The organism is Chryseobacterium sp. JJR-5R, from assembly GCF_034047335.1.
GTDB lineage: Bacteria > Bacteroidota > Bacteroidia > Flavobacteriales > Weeksellaceae > Chryseobacterium.
The window spans coordinates 194,024-209,930 of the sequence record NZ_CP139137.1 but is presented as its reverse complement, the minus strand read 5'-3'; the positions used below and the strand labels follow the sequence as shown (position 1 = coordinate 209,930).

Sequence of the window (15,907 nt, the reverse complement as noted above, 5' to 3'; positions counted from 1 at the left end):
ACTCTATGTAGCTAAGTTTATTTATATCTTGAACTGATGTACGGACAATATGCTAAAACTCCTTTAAAGGGAGATGACGCGTATAATTGGGATGTCATTTTTGTAACCCATGAGCAACAAATTGTAGCTCCGCCGATATATAAAAAAACAAGCAGCAGCACAATAAAAAAATATCAAAATATGGCTGACAAAGACCTCGAAAGCAGAATGGGAACAGGATCAAAGGTTATTAGCTGGTTCAATGATATTTTACCTGCCTTTGATTCATTTGTTCCTCCTGCAAAAGTGAACGATGATTTATTCCGAACAGATTTGCCCTTACTTATGTTGTATTTAGATAAACATAAAATCAATAAAAACAGGTGTTCTCCCTCGCTGAAAAATTATTTAACTTCGGATAGCCGTGTAAATCAGAAATGTAAAGAGATTATTAAAGACTATGCTATTAATTAAAAATTTAAAAAGAATAGACCCTAAATTATTAAAAATTTGGGGTCTTCATATATTGATTTTCTATCCGGTTTGCAGCTTTCTGGAAGATAATTTGGAAGTTCACAGTTTATTTTTTAAACAAAATATTGATTCTGAATTTTGGAGAATATCTTTACGATCCCCTTTAAACGGATTATTTGGTTTTTGGGAAAAATTTCCATTTTTTATTTTTATGGCATTTGCAATAAGTATTATATTTAGTTTTTTCATAAAAAAAAGATTTTTTATAAACTATATTATTAGCTTATTTATATCATACCTTATTGTTTTTTTAATACATCGTTATAAAGGAGATATTTTTTATTATATTATTCCTAGCTTAACAATCACCTTAATAATCCAATCAATAATTTTCAGAAAAGAAATCTTAAAAAATATATAATGATAAAATCAATTATTATCTCACTAATACTTTTCCTTACAAATACACTTTTTTGTCAAAACAAATTCGATTATTTTAATATAGAATTAGAAATGAAAGGAAGAGAGCATTTTAGTAATATATGATGCGATACATTATACTATTCCAAGAATTTCGATGAAGCCACAATTAATAAAACAATTGAAGCGCTTAATAACAGTAAAAAATTTAAGCTGAAAGATCATAATAGATATTTAAAAATAGATAAGAATGAAAGAAAATATTTAGTATCGGAATTAGAAAAGCTAAAACACTTTGAATGGGATGATAACTTATTTAAGAAATCAAAAGCGGTCCGAATAAATGATTTTTACAACGTATTTAATATTACAAATAATTTAAAAAGTGACGAAGAAATAAAAATGTGTTCAATGATCTATACTTTTTCAAAGCCAATATATTTCAGAAATAATGAGTTTTGTTTAATTTTATATCAGGAAAATCATTCTGTGAAATAAGCGTTTATTCATTTTAATGTTTACAAAGTGTCAGACAGACACATTCCTATTGAAGAATATTCAGAAATTTATTTTATTCATAAATACTAAACTTAGCTACTTTTAATAATATTCAACTACAAATTTTTCTCCTCCTTAAAAAATAAAGTCACTATTTAAATTTTAGTTAAATCTAAAACAACCCCTTAAATTTTCGGGGTAAAAACATTTTTGTTCTGTTTTTTTCGTAAATTTGCCCCGTAAAAACAACCCAATATGTCAACTTTAAGATTCAAAGCGTTAGAAACTTTACCATTCAAGGACTTCAGAAGAGATAACTCGGTTGAGGTTCCTGTGAAATTGTCAGAACTGTTCTGCCAGAATGTTTTCTCAGAGGAAACCATGAGAGAATATTTAACGAAAGAAGCGTTCCAGTCTATTCTGGATGCGATGAAAAAAGGCAGCAAGATCCAGAGACATATTGCAGACCAGGTAGCGGTTGCGATGAAGGACTGGGCCATGAGCAAAGGGGTAACCCACTATACGCACTGGTTCCAGCCATTGACAGGAAGCACCGCAGAAAAGCATGATTCTTTCTTTACGCCTATCGAAGGCGGCAGAGCCATTGAAAGATTCAGCGGAAACCTATTGATCCAGCAGGAGCCGGATGCTTCTTCTTTCCCTAACGGCGGAATCAGGAATACTTTTGAGGCCAGAGGATATACCGCATGGGATCCTACTTCCCCGGCATTCATCATGGGGACTACTTTATGTATCCCTTCCATCTTTATCTCTTATACAGGAGAAACATTAGATTATAAAGCGCCTCTTTTAAGAGCTTTGAACGCTGTAGACGAAGCAGCAACCAACGTCATGCAGTATTTTGATAAAAACGTAACCAAAGTGACGCCTACCTTAGGCTGGGAACAGGAATATTTCCTGGTTGATTCAGCATTGTTTCAGTCCCGCCCGGATCTTGTGTTAACAGGTAAAACCTTATTGGGTCACTCTCCTGCAAAAGGACAGCAGCTGGATGACCACTATTTCGGATCGATCCCTACAAGGGTAATGAACTTCATGAAGGAGCTGGAAATCGAATGTATGAAACTGGGAATCCCTGTAACAACAAGGCATAATGAGGTAGCCCCGAACCAGTTTGAGCTTGCTCCGATGTTTGAGGAAGTAAACGTTGCCGTAGACCACAACTCTTTGTTGATGGATGTCATGGCAAGAATTGCACACAGACACCATTTCCATATTTTATTCCACGAAAAACCGTTCGCAGGCGTAAACGGAAGTGGAAAACACAACAACTGGTCTCTGGCAACCGACACCGGTGAAAACCTTTTAAGCCCGGGAAGAAACCCTAAGAAAAACCTGCAGTTCCTGACATTCTTTGTGAACACAATTAAAGCCGTTCATGAATATGCCGACCTTTTAAGAGCAAGCATCGCCTCTGCAAGCAATGACCACAGGCTGGGAGCCAACGAAGCACCGCCGGCTATTATTTCCGTATTTATCGGAAGCCAGCTGTTCAGGGTACTGGAAGAACTGGAAAAGGTAACGGAAGGAAAACTTTCTCCGGATGAAAAAACAGATTTAAAATTAAATGTTGTTGGGAAAATTCCTGAAATCCTGTTAGACAACACCGACAGAAACAGAACTTCCCCTTTTGCCTTTACCGGAAATAAATTCGAGATCAGGGCGGTAGGTTCTTCTGCAAACTGTGCAGAATCCATGACGGTAATGAATACCATTGCAGCGAAACAGTTAAGCGACTTCAAAAAAGAAGTGGATGCCTTAATTGAAAAAGGACTGAAAAAAGATGAAGCCATCTTCAATGTACTGAGAGAATACATCAAGCAGTGCAAAAACATCATGTTTGAAGGTGACGGGTATTCTGATGACTGGGCTGTAGAAGCCGAAAAAAGAGGCTTAAACAACTGGAAGACCACTCCGGAAGCACTAAAGCAGGAAATGGACCAGAAGTTCCTTGACCTTTATGAAGAAATAGGCATCTTCAACCACAGAGAAGTGGAAGCCAGAAACGAAATCAAACTGGAAAAATATTCTACGGTAATTGATATTGAAGCAAGGGTGCTGAGTGATATCGCAAGAAACCACATTATTCCTTCTGCTTTAAATTATCAGAACAGGCTGATTGAAAACGTAAAAGGCCTTAAAGAAATCTTCGGTGATGAAGAATTCAGATCCCTGGCAAAAGAACAGATGAGCCTGATCACCCAGATCTCTGAAAATGTCTCCAAGATTAAATTGGGCGTTGAAGACCTGATTGAAGCCAGAGAAGGAGCAAAAGCCGTAACGGAAAGCCAGAAGCAGGCAGAAGACTACTGCAATAAAGTAAAACCTTTATTTGATGTAATCAGGGAAGCTTCAGACAACCTGGAAATGATGGTGGATGATGAGCTTTGGCCGATGACCAAATACAGAGAAATGTTATTTACAAAGTAACATTTGTAAAGTTCCATATTAATGAAACTCTCCGGATTTCCGGGGAGTTTTTGTTTTATCCAAAAGGCTGAAAATTAGTGTTATTGAATTTATCCTCTAATTACTATGGATAGAATACGATTTATTATGTTAAAGAATCTTAATAAAAAAAACCGCTAACCTGCCTGAAACAGGCTGTTGCGGTTTATATTTTTTTAACATATTAAGATAATACGTTAAAATGTGTTAAAAACAGAACCTGATAATAATCATATCAGAGTCTTTATAAAGGGATTACATATTTTTGTACTGCTTTTGAAAATAATAATCCTTATTTATTTAACACGGTAATCAAATATATATGAAGAAAAGAGTTTTGTTTTATCTAGTTGCTTTCGTATCTACAGTATCGTTACAATCATGTGTTACTAACTACGTTGTTTCAAAACCAGCAACTTATGCTAAAGAATACAAATCAGATGCCAAACTTGCTTCCATCGAAACCAACAAAATGGAGCAGGATAAACAACAGCTGATCAATTCATTTCTCGCTGAAAAAGCAGCCAGTTTAGCAAATGCTAAAAATTCCATCAAAAATTCTGAAGTTGCCAAGGCTATCCGCCACAACAAAACCATAGATAATATTTTAACAGAAGCCCAGACATATTTGGGAACCCCTTACCGATACGGAGGAATGACCCGAAACGGTATCGACTGTTCAGCATTCGTTCTTTCAGTTTTCGGAGCCGCAGCAGGTCTCAGCTTACCAAGAGTAGCAGCTTCCCAGTCTCAGGAAGGGGAGAAAATTGAAAAAGAAAATCTTCAGAAAGGTGATTTGATTTTCTTTTCCCACGGAAGTAGAATTTCACATGTGGGTATCGTAGAAAGTGTAACTGAAGAAGGTGAGGTTAAATTTATCCATGCAGCCACTTCAAAAGGCGTGATGGTCTCATCACTGAACGATTCTTATTGGGGTCCGAAATACAGATTCGGTAAAAGAGTCATCAACGAAAACGGAGAAGTTTACAATAATTTAGCAACTACTACTCCTGCATCAGGCGGAACAAGTTTTTAATTTTAAATAATTGATTTAAATAATGAAGTCATCAAAAATTTTGATGGCTTTTTTATTGCTGGATATGGTCCCCGAAATCAGACTGTCCATAGCTCCTTGTCGTTTTACCTGGTAATTTCCATTCTTTCAGATAACAGGAATTCAGGCAGTCCGTGATAACCCCTAGCTTCCGGCCTCCATATTCAAAACTAAGAATTCCTGTCAATTTCAATCTGGAATGTATGCAACAGGCCATGGACTTCAGAAAGTGAAAATTTTGCTTTTTTAAGCCTGTTTGAAGACGGATCTATAGAATAATTAAAGGAAGTCCTGAAATCTGTTTGATCTGTCGAAAACAGCACCGGAAAAATCACAGCTGTTAAATACTGAATGTGACAGATCGCATTCTGTAAAATCCACTTCCGTTAATTTTGAATGTACAAAGAAAGTCTTCTTTACGGAAGTTTTATAAAAAACAGAATTGTTCAGTAGGCAATGGTCGAACTTGAATGACAGACCAAATCCATTGCAGTCATTAAAAAGGAGTCCGAACATTTTGCATTCCCTAAAAACAACATCCCGAAAAGCCGTCCGCGAGAGTTTTGCCATACTGAGGTTGCATCCGGTAAATTCACAATCACTAAAGCTGAAACCGGAAAGATCGGCATATTCAAAGTTACAATTCCTGAAAGTACAGCTTTCATATTCGCCTTTTGCCACAGGTTGTTGCATGAAGTCTGTATTTTCAAAGGATCGGTTCAGGACAAATGCCTCTTTCATGATGTTTATGATTTAATTTAGAAATAAAGAAATTAAAACAAAATACTATAAGCCTCCAGCTTCCCTCTTTCAACTTCCAGCTTTTAAACCAGGCTGTTCTTATCCGAATAATTGAGTTTAAAGAAGATAAAAGTCATCATTGAAAACGCAAGCAGTGAACTTCCCCCGTAACTGAAGAAAGGCAGAGGAATCCCTACAGTCGGGAAAAGACCCATAACCATCCCTAAATTGATGGTAAAGTGCATCAGCAGGATCGAAGCAAAGCAATAGCCGAAAACCCGGTTAAAAGAGGATTTCTGCTGTTCTGCCAGATAATAGATGCGCCCGATGAAAACCATATAGCAGAAGATAAGGACTGCACTCCCTATAAAGCCCCATTCTTCGCCGACGGTACAGAAAATATAATCCGTTTCCTGCTCGGGAACAAATTTTCCCTGGGTTACGGAACCTTCACGATAGCCTTTTCCCAAAAGCCCTCCGGAACCGATGGCTGTTTTAGAATACAGTAAATTGTAACCGGATGTATCCCTGAACGCTTTTTCACCTTTGTATAAAACTTCAATCCTTTCCCGTTGGTGTTTCGGCAATTTTTCTAAAATATAAGGCGAACCGAAAGCCAGCCCGCACAGAACCAGTACAGATCCGGCAATGCCTGAAATGGAAACCACATTCCATGACATTTTGTAGTAATTCATCGCAATCCACCCTCCTATAATGACAACAATCGTAAGCGCAACCCAGACAGGATCAACCGCCAGAGAAATAAGGAATACCCCGGCAAAAAGAAACCCAACGCCGAACAGCAGCCCGTTCAGGCCTTCACGGTATAATGCAATAAAAAATGCAATGAATACAAGCATTGAGCCGACATCCGGAATGGCAAGTACCACCACGGCAGGAATTCCTACAATGGCTAAAGTGGTTAGAAGGGATTTCCTGTTTTTCAGGTTAAATTCAGGCCCTGAAACATAGTTGGCCAGCATCAGAGCGGTCCCGATTTTGGCAAACTCTACAGGCTGCATGGTAAAGCTCCCGAATTTATACCAGTTTTTCTGACCGAGGATTTCTTTGCCGAAAGGAAAAAGTCCGATCAGGAGCAGAACACCGCCAATATAAATAATCCCTGACATATTTTCAAAGAACTTGCTTCTCCCCACAAAAATCACCAGCCCGACAAACAGAGAAATCCCAAAGAAAATCAGTTGTTTTTCTCCAAGCTTCTGGTCAACACTGTAAATGTTTGCAATGGCGAAAATGCAGAGCAAAAAATACAGGCCAAGGCCCAGTTTGTCTATACCTTCTGCCCACTTCATTGCTTAACGGTTTTTTTGTTCTTAAGGTTTTTTGTCTCCTCGTCTATCTTTTTTTTGAGTTTTGCCTTTTGCTCTTTAATAAAATTCAGGCTGTCCCGGATCCTTTTCTGTTTGATGGAATCTTCACTTGGCTTATAAAGACCTTTGCGTTTCAGGTCTGCAATCCACTGTCTTTTATATTCAGGCATAAAACTTGAAGTGATCATCTTTTTGTATAAATGTTCACGCTTTAGATCACCGGTAATAAACTTTTCGGCAATCACCGTTGCTGCCGGACCTGCCCATGTAGCCCCGAATCCTGCATGCTCCATCACTGCCGCCACCACAATTTTAGGTTTATCAGCCGGGGCTATCAGTACAAAGATCGAGTTGTCTTTACCCTGGGGAACCTGCGCCGTGCCTGTTTTTGCCAGTTGTGTGAAATCACTGGATTTAAGCCCGTGTGCCGTACCTCTCAATACTACCGCTTCCATCCCTTTTAAAACCGGATCGAAATGTTTTTTATCAACAAGCGTCTGGTGCTTCTTTTTGAATCTCGGATCGGGATTCGGCTTTCCGTCAATTGCTTTTACAATATGAGGCGTATAATACCAGCCTTTATTGGCAATGGCTGCGACATAATTGGCCAGCTGAAGCGGTGTTACCAGCACATCGCCCTGTCCCATTCCGTTATAGATCGCACCTGTTGACATCTCATCCCAGTTTTTATAATCTTTTTTGACAGAGCCGCTTGCTTTGATTATTGCTTTAAATCTTTTCTCATAAAAATCTCCTGAAGGGATACTTCCTCTCGCCCCTACGGCAAAATCATTATTCAAAAATTCCCCGACTCCGAAGCTGCTCATGATTTTTTTCCATTCATCCACCCCTTTTGAAGGATTTCCTGGATATTTTTTAATGATCGCAATGAAAGCATACGTGAAAAAACAGTTGCTGGACACCTGAATAGAGGGAATCAACGGATCTGCACCGCCATGGCCTTTAATCCTTTTCCCTTTATAATAAAATCCGCCGCCGCACGGAAAAATCGTATTTTCATCCATCACGCCCATCTGCATGGCTGCCAAAGCGGTCAGCAGTTTAAAAGTGGAGCCCGGAGGATATGCTGCCTGCAAGGAACGGTCAAAAGTAGGTTTGTTTTCATAAAGGGTATCTTTTGAAAGCGCGTATAGATTTTTGGATTTGTTAGGCCCCGTAAAAAGGTTGGGATCAATATCCGGTCCTGTAGCCGCTACCAGCACCTCCCCGGTATTCGGGTCTATGGCAACAATGGCTCCGTGTTTATCCACCAGCATTTCTTCAGCCATTCTCTGAAGGTCATAATCTATGGTGAGGGTGATATCTTTACCGGTAATCACATCTTTATCCAGCGTCCCGCTTTTATACGGCCCTACATTCCGGAGCTTGATGTCTTTCTGGATATACTTTACTCCTTTTACACCGCGGAGCTCTTTTTCATATGCTTTTTCAATTCCTGTCTTACCGATAAAATCACCCGGCAGGTAATATGCGGAATCTTTTTTAATTTCTTTCTCATTCACTTCACTGGTATACCCCAACAGGTTTCCGGAAGTGGAGACTTCATACTGACGCTGCGGCCTTGAAACAATACTGAACGCCGGATATTTAAATATGATTTCCTGGACCCTGGCAATATCTTCCCTGCTCAGATCTTTAATAAAAGTCATCGGGGTAAGCTTGGAATAATATTTTTCTTTTTTGATGACATTGATTCTATTAATGAAATCCGGTTTGCTGATTTTCATTAAACTGCAGAAAGCGAGTGTATCAAAGTCCGGCTTCATCAGGGCTTGGGTAAATGAAATTTCATAAGCCGGCTGGTTGCCTACCATAATCTTCCCGTTCCTGTCAAAGATGACACCCCGCTGCGGAATTACATATTCGGTTTTAATGGACGTGTTGGCAGCATTCAGTGCATACCGGTCCGTAAATAACTGTAAATAAGAAAGCCTTGCCACGAAAATCAGGGCAATTACAATAAGAACGGAGAAAATTTTTAAATAACGTGTGTTCAAACTTTTTGCTTGATTTTAAATATTAATGCATAGATAATAATAAATACAAATGAAATAGCACTTGTTACCAATACATTAAATAATATTTCAAAAAACCTGCTCAGCTTAAAGAATTCTATATACTGTACAAAAAGCTGATGCAAAAAGATACTTGAAAATAAAAACAGCAAAAACTGCGCCCATTGAAGCGACTGGAAGGAAAAGAAATCGGTGGAAGTATCTGTAGAAGTCCTGAAAATCAAAGTCCTGAAATAAGCAATCAGGGTGGTTGCAAAGGCATTGATCCCCCATGAAAACAGAAATGCATCAACGGACAACCCGATCAGAAAGCTCAGTGCCAGAAACTGAAACCTGTTTCTGAAAAACGGATAGAACATGACAAACACAGGATATAACACCGGTGTATATTTCCCGAAAAGGGTAATCCTGTTCAGTACAAAAATCTGTAGTGCCACCAGGAAAACCATGATCACGATATCTGTAAATAATGTCCTGCTAATCATTTTCCTTTTTTATTACAGTCTGTAGGGTATCCTGAATTTTCTGTACTTCAGCTTTTTTAAGATTCTTAACGACATATACTTTATTCAGGGTCCCCATTTTCTCGCTCAGCTCTATTGAAATATCCCAGAATCCTGTTTTGTTATCTACAGAATAACCTGCAACGGTACCGATCATTACTCCTTTCGGAAAAATAGCGGATTTTCCGTCTGTTACCACAGTGTCCCCGATTTTCAGGGCAACATATTTAGGAATGTCAGCAAGGTGCATAACCCGAGAATTGTCACCGTTCCATGTTAACGTACCGAAATACCCGGAGCTTTTAAGGGCTGCATTGATCCTGATTTTATTGACGCTCAGAACCGACTGTACCAAAGCATAGCTGTCTGTGGAATTGATCACGATTCCGGCAACGCCTTTCGGGGCCATAACGCCCATCTGAGGAAATACGCCATCCCGCCGCCCGCGATTGATGGTAAAATAATTGTTTCTTCTGTTGATGCTGTTGAAGACAATCTCCCCGTCCACAAAAGTGTAAATCTGTCCGCCGCCTAATGTATCATGAACTTTCCTGAACTGCGGGTTTTTTGCGCCCTGTTTTCCGTAAAGCTCAAGCATGAGCGCTTTGTTCTGGATAACAAGGTCTTCATTGATCTGCTTCAGTCTAAGATAGGAAACCCCTTCATCGATATATCCTGAAACCCATGAATTCAGCGCGGCCGACTGGCCTGCAATCCAGGATTTCTGCATGGCATTTTTGGAAAATATCAGTACAAGAGCAATGATTTGCAGAAATATAAAGAAGGCGAAAAGTGCGTTCTTCGAAAATAATCTCAGCAAAAATCCCATTCAGATGTAGTTCGTAAAAGTTATAACTATTTAATAAGGAAATTGAATTTATCCATATTTTTAAGGGCAATCCCTGTTCCGCGAACTACTGCTCTTAACGGATCTTCAGCTACAAAAACAGGAAGACCTGTTTTTTTATGCAGCCTGTCTGCAAGGCCTCTTAAAAGCGCACCTCCGCCGGCGAGGTAAATTCCCGTTTTGTAAATATCGGCTGCCAGTTCGGGAGGCGTCAAAGAAAGCGTTTCCATTACGGCATCCTCAATCCTGATGATTGATTTATCCAGTGCCCTTGCAATCTCTTTATAGCCAACCATAATTTCTTTCGGCTTACCTGTGATCAGGTCTCTTCCCTGTACCGGGATATCTTCAATGTCAACGTCTAAGTCTTCAACAGCTGAACCAACTTCGATTTTAATCCTTTCGGCTGTTCTTTCACCGATGTACAGATTATGGTGGGTTCTCAGGTAATATGCGATATCGTTGGTAAATACGTCACCTGCAATTTTTACGGATTTATCACAGACAATACCTCCTAAAGCAACCACGGCAATTTCCGTAGTACCGCCGCCTATGTCGATGATCATGTTGCCTTCAGGCTTCTGTACATCAATGCCAACTCCTATTGCAGCGGCCATGGGTTCATAAATCAAACGGACTTCTTTGGCATTTACTTTTTGGGCAGAATCCCTTACCGCTCTTTTTTCCACTTCGGTGATCCCGGAAGGAATACAGATCACAATCCTCAATGCCGGCTGGATAAAACGCCCTTTAATGCCGGGGATTTTTTTGATGAATTCTTTAATCATGTGCTCAGAAGCATGGAAATCTGCAATCACCCCGTCTTTCAGCGGACGGATGGTCTTGATGTCCTCATGAGTCTTACCCTGCATATGCTTCGCCTGCTCACCGACTGCAATCGGCTTACCCGTAGAACGTTCAATTGCAACAATTGACGGCTGATCTATAACAATTTTATTATTATGGATGATAAGGGTATTGGCAGTACCAAGGTCTATCGCAATCTCTTGCGTAAACATATCGAATAAACTCATATTTCCTTCTGATTTTTTAAAGAGTTACAAAGATAGGAATTTAACACGACCAAAGAGATTCCGTAAGCATATAATTTGGTTAAAATTTTATTAAAATTTAAAAACGGTTATTAACTTTTAATTTAAGCATTTACACAATGTAATTTCAACTATATTCAAGGTTGTATTAAGCCTGAAGCATGCAGAAAGAAGCCTGAATTTTAAGAGTTTTGAAAAGAATTATGTTAAATTATTAAACTTATTACAGATCATTAGTATTAACCTTATCATAATTCCGTCAGCAATATCAATCAGGAGATGGTAAAGCTGATTTCTTATATTCCAAATAGTTTTTTACGATAATTATCATATACAGTTTCAGCAGGTCATTTATTAAAAAAGGCGTAAATTTGTCCTGCTTATGTTACAGTATTCTAATATTCATCAGACATCGAATTTTGCAGTGCTTTCGGTCAGCTTCGAGAAGGCAGATGCGGAAACAAGGGGCAAGTTTGCATTTTTTGACGAGAACATCAAAAGCTTCGTTTCCCGGATCCATGATGAGAACTTAGGAGATGCCTTTGTGGTTTCAACCTGTAACAGAACGGAAATCTATACGACTTCCCCCAATTACCTCCTTGTGGCTGAAGAATACTGCCGTATTGTAGGGGTAAACCTGATGGATTTTCTGCCGTTTGCCAATATCCTGACCAAAGAAGAGGCTTTGACCCACCTGTTCAGAGTGGCGGCCGGGCTGGAGAGCCAGATCATCGGGGACTTTGAGATCATCGGACAGATTAAAAAAGCATACAACCGTTTCAGGAAAGAAAGGATCAATTCCAATCCTTTTCTGGAAAGAGCCATTAATTCGGCCATCCAGATATCAAAAAGGATAAAAAACGAAACCGGGATTTCCAACGGCGCAGCTTCCGTTTCTTATGCAGCGGTTCATTACATCCTGAACAACCAGAAAAGGATTACGGAAAAGAATATCCTGCTGTTGGGTGTAGGCGAAATCGGGCAGAATACGGTAGAAAACCTGGTTAAGCACGTATATCAGCCGAAAATAAAAATTACCAACAGGACCCAGGAAACCGCGGAAAAAATTTCGGAGAAATACCATATCCCTCATATTGATTATGCTGATTTTGATCAGGAATTAAAACATACGGATATCCTTATTGTGGCTACCGGTGCAAGACATCCGATCGTTAATAAATCCCATTTCCCCAATGGAAAAGAAACCCTCGTTATTGATCTTTCAATTCCCCATAACGTTGAAAAAAACGTTACGGAAAATGAAAACGTAACGCTGATCGGGGTAGACGAGCTTTCCAAACAGATCCAGGAAACCATTCAGCAGAGGGAAAAAGAAATCCCGAAAGCGGAAAAAATCATCAAGGAGATGACCAAAGAATTCCTTGAATGGGAAAAAAAGAGAAGGCTGGCACCCAACATCCATCATTTCAAAGCTGTCTTAAAGAATATGGAACGCAATGAAATGCATAATTTCTACAAAAAAAACAGGTATATCAACATCACGGACATGGAACTTTCTGACAAAATGATTCAGAAAATCACCAACCGCTTTGCAAAATATATCATTGATAATCCTTTAAAGGCTGAAGAAATCAGTAAATTAATGCACGAAATATTAGTTGAACAACCAAACAACGAATTCAATGAAAAGCATTAGAATCGGAACCAGAAATTCCGCACTTGCCCTTTGGCAGGCGAGAGAAGTTGCGAGACACCTCCAGAACAGCAACCATTTAACGGAAATTGTTCCTATCGTATCTTCCGGCGATAAAAATCTTACCCAGCCTCTATACTCTTTAGGCATTACAGGGATTTTCACCAGAGACCTTGACGTTGCCCTGCTGAATGACGAAATTGATATTGCCGTACATTCCCTGAAAGACGTACCCACACAGCTGCCTGAAAACATTGAGTTGATTGCCCATCTGGAAAGGGATTTCCCACAGGATGTACTGATAAGGAAAGAATCGGCAAAAAACAAGGAACTTCACGAGCTTAAACTGGCAACCAGCAGCCTGAGAAGAAGAGCATTCTGGCTGAAGAACTTCCCTACTGCAGAGTTTTCGGACATCAGGGGAAATATCCAGACCCGCCTTCAGAAACTGGAAGAAGGTGATTTTGATGCCACCATTTTATCACTGGCAGGAATCAAAAGAATGAAAATGGACATTGATTATGAAATGCTTCCGTTTTTAATTCCGGCTGCCTCACAGGGCGTTATTGCCGTTGCCGGGCATTCTGATAAAAAAGAGATTAACGAAATCCTGGGCTCCATTAATCACAGGCCTACCCAGATCTGCGTGGAAATGGAAAGAAATTTCCTGAGCACCCTGGAAGGAGGCTGTACTGCACCGATCGGGGCATTTGCCGAAATCTTTGATGACCAGATCCGTTTTAAGGCGGCACTTTGTTCCCTTGACGGCAAAAATACCATTGCCACCGATGAGAACTTCATTTATAATGAGGAAGAGAATTTTGGGGAAAAGTTTGCCAGAGTTGTTCTTGAAAACGGAGGCAAGGAACTGATGGCAGAAATTAAAAGCCGGATTTAAATAGCAATAAAATATTCATTAAGTTAAACTTATACCCTCTTGTTGCTGAACCCCTATGATTAGCTTTGCTTTTCACACTTAAGAAATGAATATCTTATTTACCAAAAATACAGACCTTTCCGTTATATCCGAAGAATTGGGAGACAATATTTCGGCGGCCTGTATTGAGGTCATTAAGACGGTGCCGGTAAAAATCAGCTTATTTGATTTAAAAAACCATTCCCTTATTTTTACCAGCGCCAACGGCGTAAAGTCTTTTTTCCAAAACGGATTTCAGCCCAATGAAGATTTAACAGCGAAAAACTACAACAGGATCTACTGCGTAGGCGAAAAAACAAAACGGGAACTGCGGAAAAACGGGTTCGGGACTTTTAAAGTCCTGAAAAATGCCGATACCCTTTCAAAATTCATTGTCAAATACTGCCAGCATGAAAAATTCCTGCACTTCTGCGGTAATATCGCCATAAACATCCTTGATAAAGACCTTCCGCTCCAGAATATCCAATACGAAAAAGTAGTGGTTTACCATACTGAAGAAATCCATCCTTTGGTAACTGAAAAATATCATGCCGCCGTTTTTTTTAGTCCGAGCGGAGTTCGTAGTTTTGCAAAGCAGAATTCTTTTGATGATATGATGCTTTTTTCAATCGGGGAAACCACTTCCGGTGAACTCAGAAAGCATACTTCAAAGCCGGTTTTTACGTCTGAAGGAAATACTTTACCGTCTGTTCTGAAGCTCATCAAAAAAAAGATTTTAAACAAAGATTGATATATTTAATTGTCATTCATGGCAATGCTAGTCTAATACATTATGATTAAAAACGACTTATATTTAAAAGCCCTTCGCGGGGAAACCGTAGAAAGGCCGCCCGTATGGATGATGAGACAGGCCGGAAGGTACCTGCCTGAATTTATTGCGCTTCGTGACCAATATGATTTCTTTACCCGGTGCCAGACCCCGGAGCTGGCTTCTGAAATTACGGTACAGCCTATCCGAAGATATCCCTTGGATGCAGCGATTCTGTTCTCTGACATTCTGGTAGTGCCACAGGCCATGGGAATTGATTTTAAAATGAAGGAAAACGTAGGCCCATGGCTGGATACTCCGATCAGAACAATGGAACAGGTTCAGAATGTTGCGGTACCAGATGTAAACGATACATTAGGATATGTTTTTGATGCCATTGAACTGACTTTACAGAAATTAGATAATGAAATTCCGCTCATCGGTTTTGCAGGTTCACCGTGGACAATCTTATGCTACTGCGTGGAAGGAAAAGGAAGCAAGGCTTTTGATATTGCGAAGTCTTTCTGTTTCCAACAGCCGGAAGCTGCCCACTTACTGCTACAGAAAATCACAGATACCACCATTGCCTATTTAAAAAGAAAGGTTGAAAAAGGCGTTTCTGCCGTCCAGGTTTTCGATTCATGGGGCGGAATGCTGTCTCCGACAGACTACCAGGAGTTTTCATGGCAATATATCAATCAGATTGTTGAGGCTTTAAGCCCGCTGACCCATGTGGTGGTATTCGGGAAAGGATGCTGGTTCGCATTGGAGGACATGACGCAGGCCAATGTTTCGGCTTTGGGCGTGGACTGGACAATTACCCCGGAAATCGCGAGAAAATTGACCAACAATTCAGTGACGCTGCAGGGAAATTTTGATCCTGCCAGACTGCATTCTACGCCTGAAACCATTAAGAAGATGGTGAATGAAATGATCAACCGCTTCGGAAAGGATAAATACATTGCCAATCTCGGACACGGGATCCTGCCGAATATCCCTCTGGAAAATGCAGAAGCGTTTATCAGAGCGGTGGTAGATTGGAAACCAACAGTTTAACAATATATTTCCATTACATTTAAAATACAGAATCCCTTTCAGAAAACAATTGAAAGGGATTTTTTTAATCTGATAGTCTTGATTTAAATAAAGCTGCTTTGTAAAATC

15 protein-coding genes are annotated in these 15,907 nt (G+C 39.6%); 7 read left to right on the top strand and 8 right to left on the bottom strand.

The features are described 5' to 3' along the window. Positions 1-36: 36 nt before the first annotated feature. Positions 37-453 (top strand): hypothetical protein, encoded by a 417-nt coding sequence (locus SD427_RS01005; RefSeq protein WP_320559474.1) that lies wholly within the window; start codon positions 37-39, stop codon positions 451-453. Positions 454-552: 99 nt separating this feature from the next. Here SD427_RS01005 and SD427_RS01000 read toward each other — a convergent pair whose 3' ends face one another. Beyond that, the gene (locus SD427_RS01000) at positions 553-702 is read right to left on the bottom strand and encodes a hypothetical protein (protein WP_320559473.1); all 150 of its coding nucleotides are present in this window, start codon (positions 700-702) and stop codon (positions 553-555) included. A gap of 924 nt (positions 703-1,626) precedes the next feature. On the opposite strand from SD427_RS01000, the gene SD427_RS00995 reads away from it, so the two are divergent. Both SD427_RS00995 and SD427_RS00990 read left to right on the top strand, forming a co-directional pair. Further along, on the top strand, positions 1,627-3,822 hold the full coding sequence (locus SD427_RS00995) for a glutamine synthetase III (RefSeq protein WP_320559472.1): 2,196 nt from the start codon (positions 1,627-1,629) through the stop codon (positions 3,820-3,822). Positions 3,823-4,162: 340 nt separating this feature from the next. After that, positions 4,163-4,876: a C40 family peptidase gene (locus SD427_RS00990; RefSeq protein ID WP_320559471.1), complete on the top strand. Its 714-nt coding sequence runs from the start codon at positions 4,163-4,165 to the stop codon at positions 4,874-4,876. A gap of 52 nt (positions 4,877-4,928) precedes the next feature. Here the strand turns inward: SD427_RS00990 and SD427_RS00985 are convergent, their stop codons facing one another. The 7 genes from SD427_RS00985 to SD427_RS00955 all read right to left on the bottom strand — a co-directional run bounded on the left by SD427_RS00985 (position 4,929) and on the right by SD427_RS00955 (position 11,386). Next, positions 4,929-5,087, bottom strand: coding sequence for a hypothetical protein (locus SD427_RS00985; RefSeq protein ID WP_320559470.1), 159 nt, complete (start codon positions 5,085-5,087; stop codon positions 4,929-4,931). Positions 5,088-5,173: 86 nt separating this feature from the next. Continuing rightward, positions 5,174-5,635 carry a pentapeptide repeat-containing protein gene (locus SD427_RS00980; protein ID WP_320559469.1) on the bottom strand — a complete coding sequence of 154 codons (462 nt, stop codon included), beginning with the start codon at positions 5,633-5,635 and terminating at the stop codon, positions 5,174-5,176. Positions 5,636-5,718: 83 nt separating this feature from the next. Beyond that, a complete protein-coding gene (gene rodA / locus SD427_RS00975) occupies positions 5,719-6,948 on the bottom strand; it encodes a rod shape-determining protein RodA (protein WP_320559468.1) in 1,230 nt (409 codons plus the stop codon). Beyond that, positions 6,945-8,984: a peptidoglycan D,D-transpeptidase FtsI family protein gene (locus tag SD427_RS00970; protein ID WP_320559467.1), complete on the bottom strand. Its 2,040-nt coding sequence runs from the start codon at positions 8,982-8,984 to the stop codon at positions 6,945-6,947. Before SD427_RS00970 ends, rodA begins: the two co-directional genes overlap by 4 nt. Continuing rightward, positions 8,981-9,487 carry a rod shape-determining protein MreD gene (locus SD427_RS00965; protein WP_320559466.1) on the bottom strand — a complete coding sequence of 169 codons (507 nt, stop codon included), beginning with the start codon at positions 9,485-9,487 and terminating at the stop codon, positions 8,981-8,983. The genes SD427_RS00970 and SD427_RS00965 overlap by 4 nt, the downstream gene beginning before the upstream one ends. After that, complete coding sequence (mreC, locus tag SD427_RS00960) at positions 9,480-10,334, bottom strand: rod shape-determining protein MreC (protein ID WP_320559465.1); 855 nt, start codon at positions 10,332-10,334, stop codon at positions 9,480-9,482. Before mreC ends, SD427_RS00965 begins: the two co-directional genes overlap by 8 nt. A gap of 26 nt (positions 10,335-10,360) precedes the next feature. Then, entirely contained in the window at positions 10,361-11,386 is a 1,026-nt protein-coding gene (locus SD427_RS00955) for a rod shape-determining protein (RefSeq protein WP_027388364.1), read from the bottom strand. A 400-nt stretch (positions 11,387-11,786) separates the two neighbouring features. On the opposite strand from SD427_RS00955, the gene hemA reads away from it, so the two are divergent. From hemA to hemE, 4 genes are all read left to right on the top strand, one after another. Next, positions 11,787-13,061 carry a glutamyl-tRNA reductase gene (hemA, locus tag SD427_RS00950; RefSeq protein ID WP_320559464.1) on the top strand — a complete coding sequence of 425 codons (1,275 nt, stop codon included), beginning with the start codon at positions 11,787-11,789 and terminating at the stop codon, positions 13,059-13,061. After that, positions 13,048-13,956, top strand: coding sequence for a hydroxymethylbilane synthase (hemC, locus tag SD427_RS00945; protein ID WP_320559462.1), 909 nt, complete (start codon positions 13,048-13,050; stop codon positions 13,954-13,956). The genes hemA and hemC overlap by 14 nt, the downstream gene beginning before the upstream one ends. An 85-nt stretch (positions 13,957-14,041) precedes the next feature. Then, the gene (locus tag SD427_RS00940) at positions 14,042-14,725 is read left to right on the top strand and encodes a uroporphyrinogen-III synthase (RefSeq protein WP_320559461.1); all 684 of its coding nucleotides are present in this window, start codon (positions 14,042-14,044) and stop codon (positions 14,723-14,725) included. 42 nt (positions 14,726-14,767) lie between these two features. Continuing rightward, entirely contained in the window at positions 14,768-15,799 is a 1,032-nt protein-coding gene (hemE, locus tag SD427_RS00935) for a uroporphyrinogen decarboxylase (RefSeq protein WP_320559460.1), read from the top strand. The last annotated feature ends 108 nt before the right edge of the window (positions 15,800-15,907 follow it).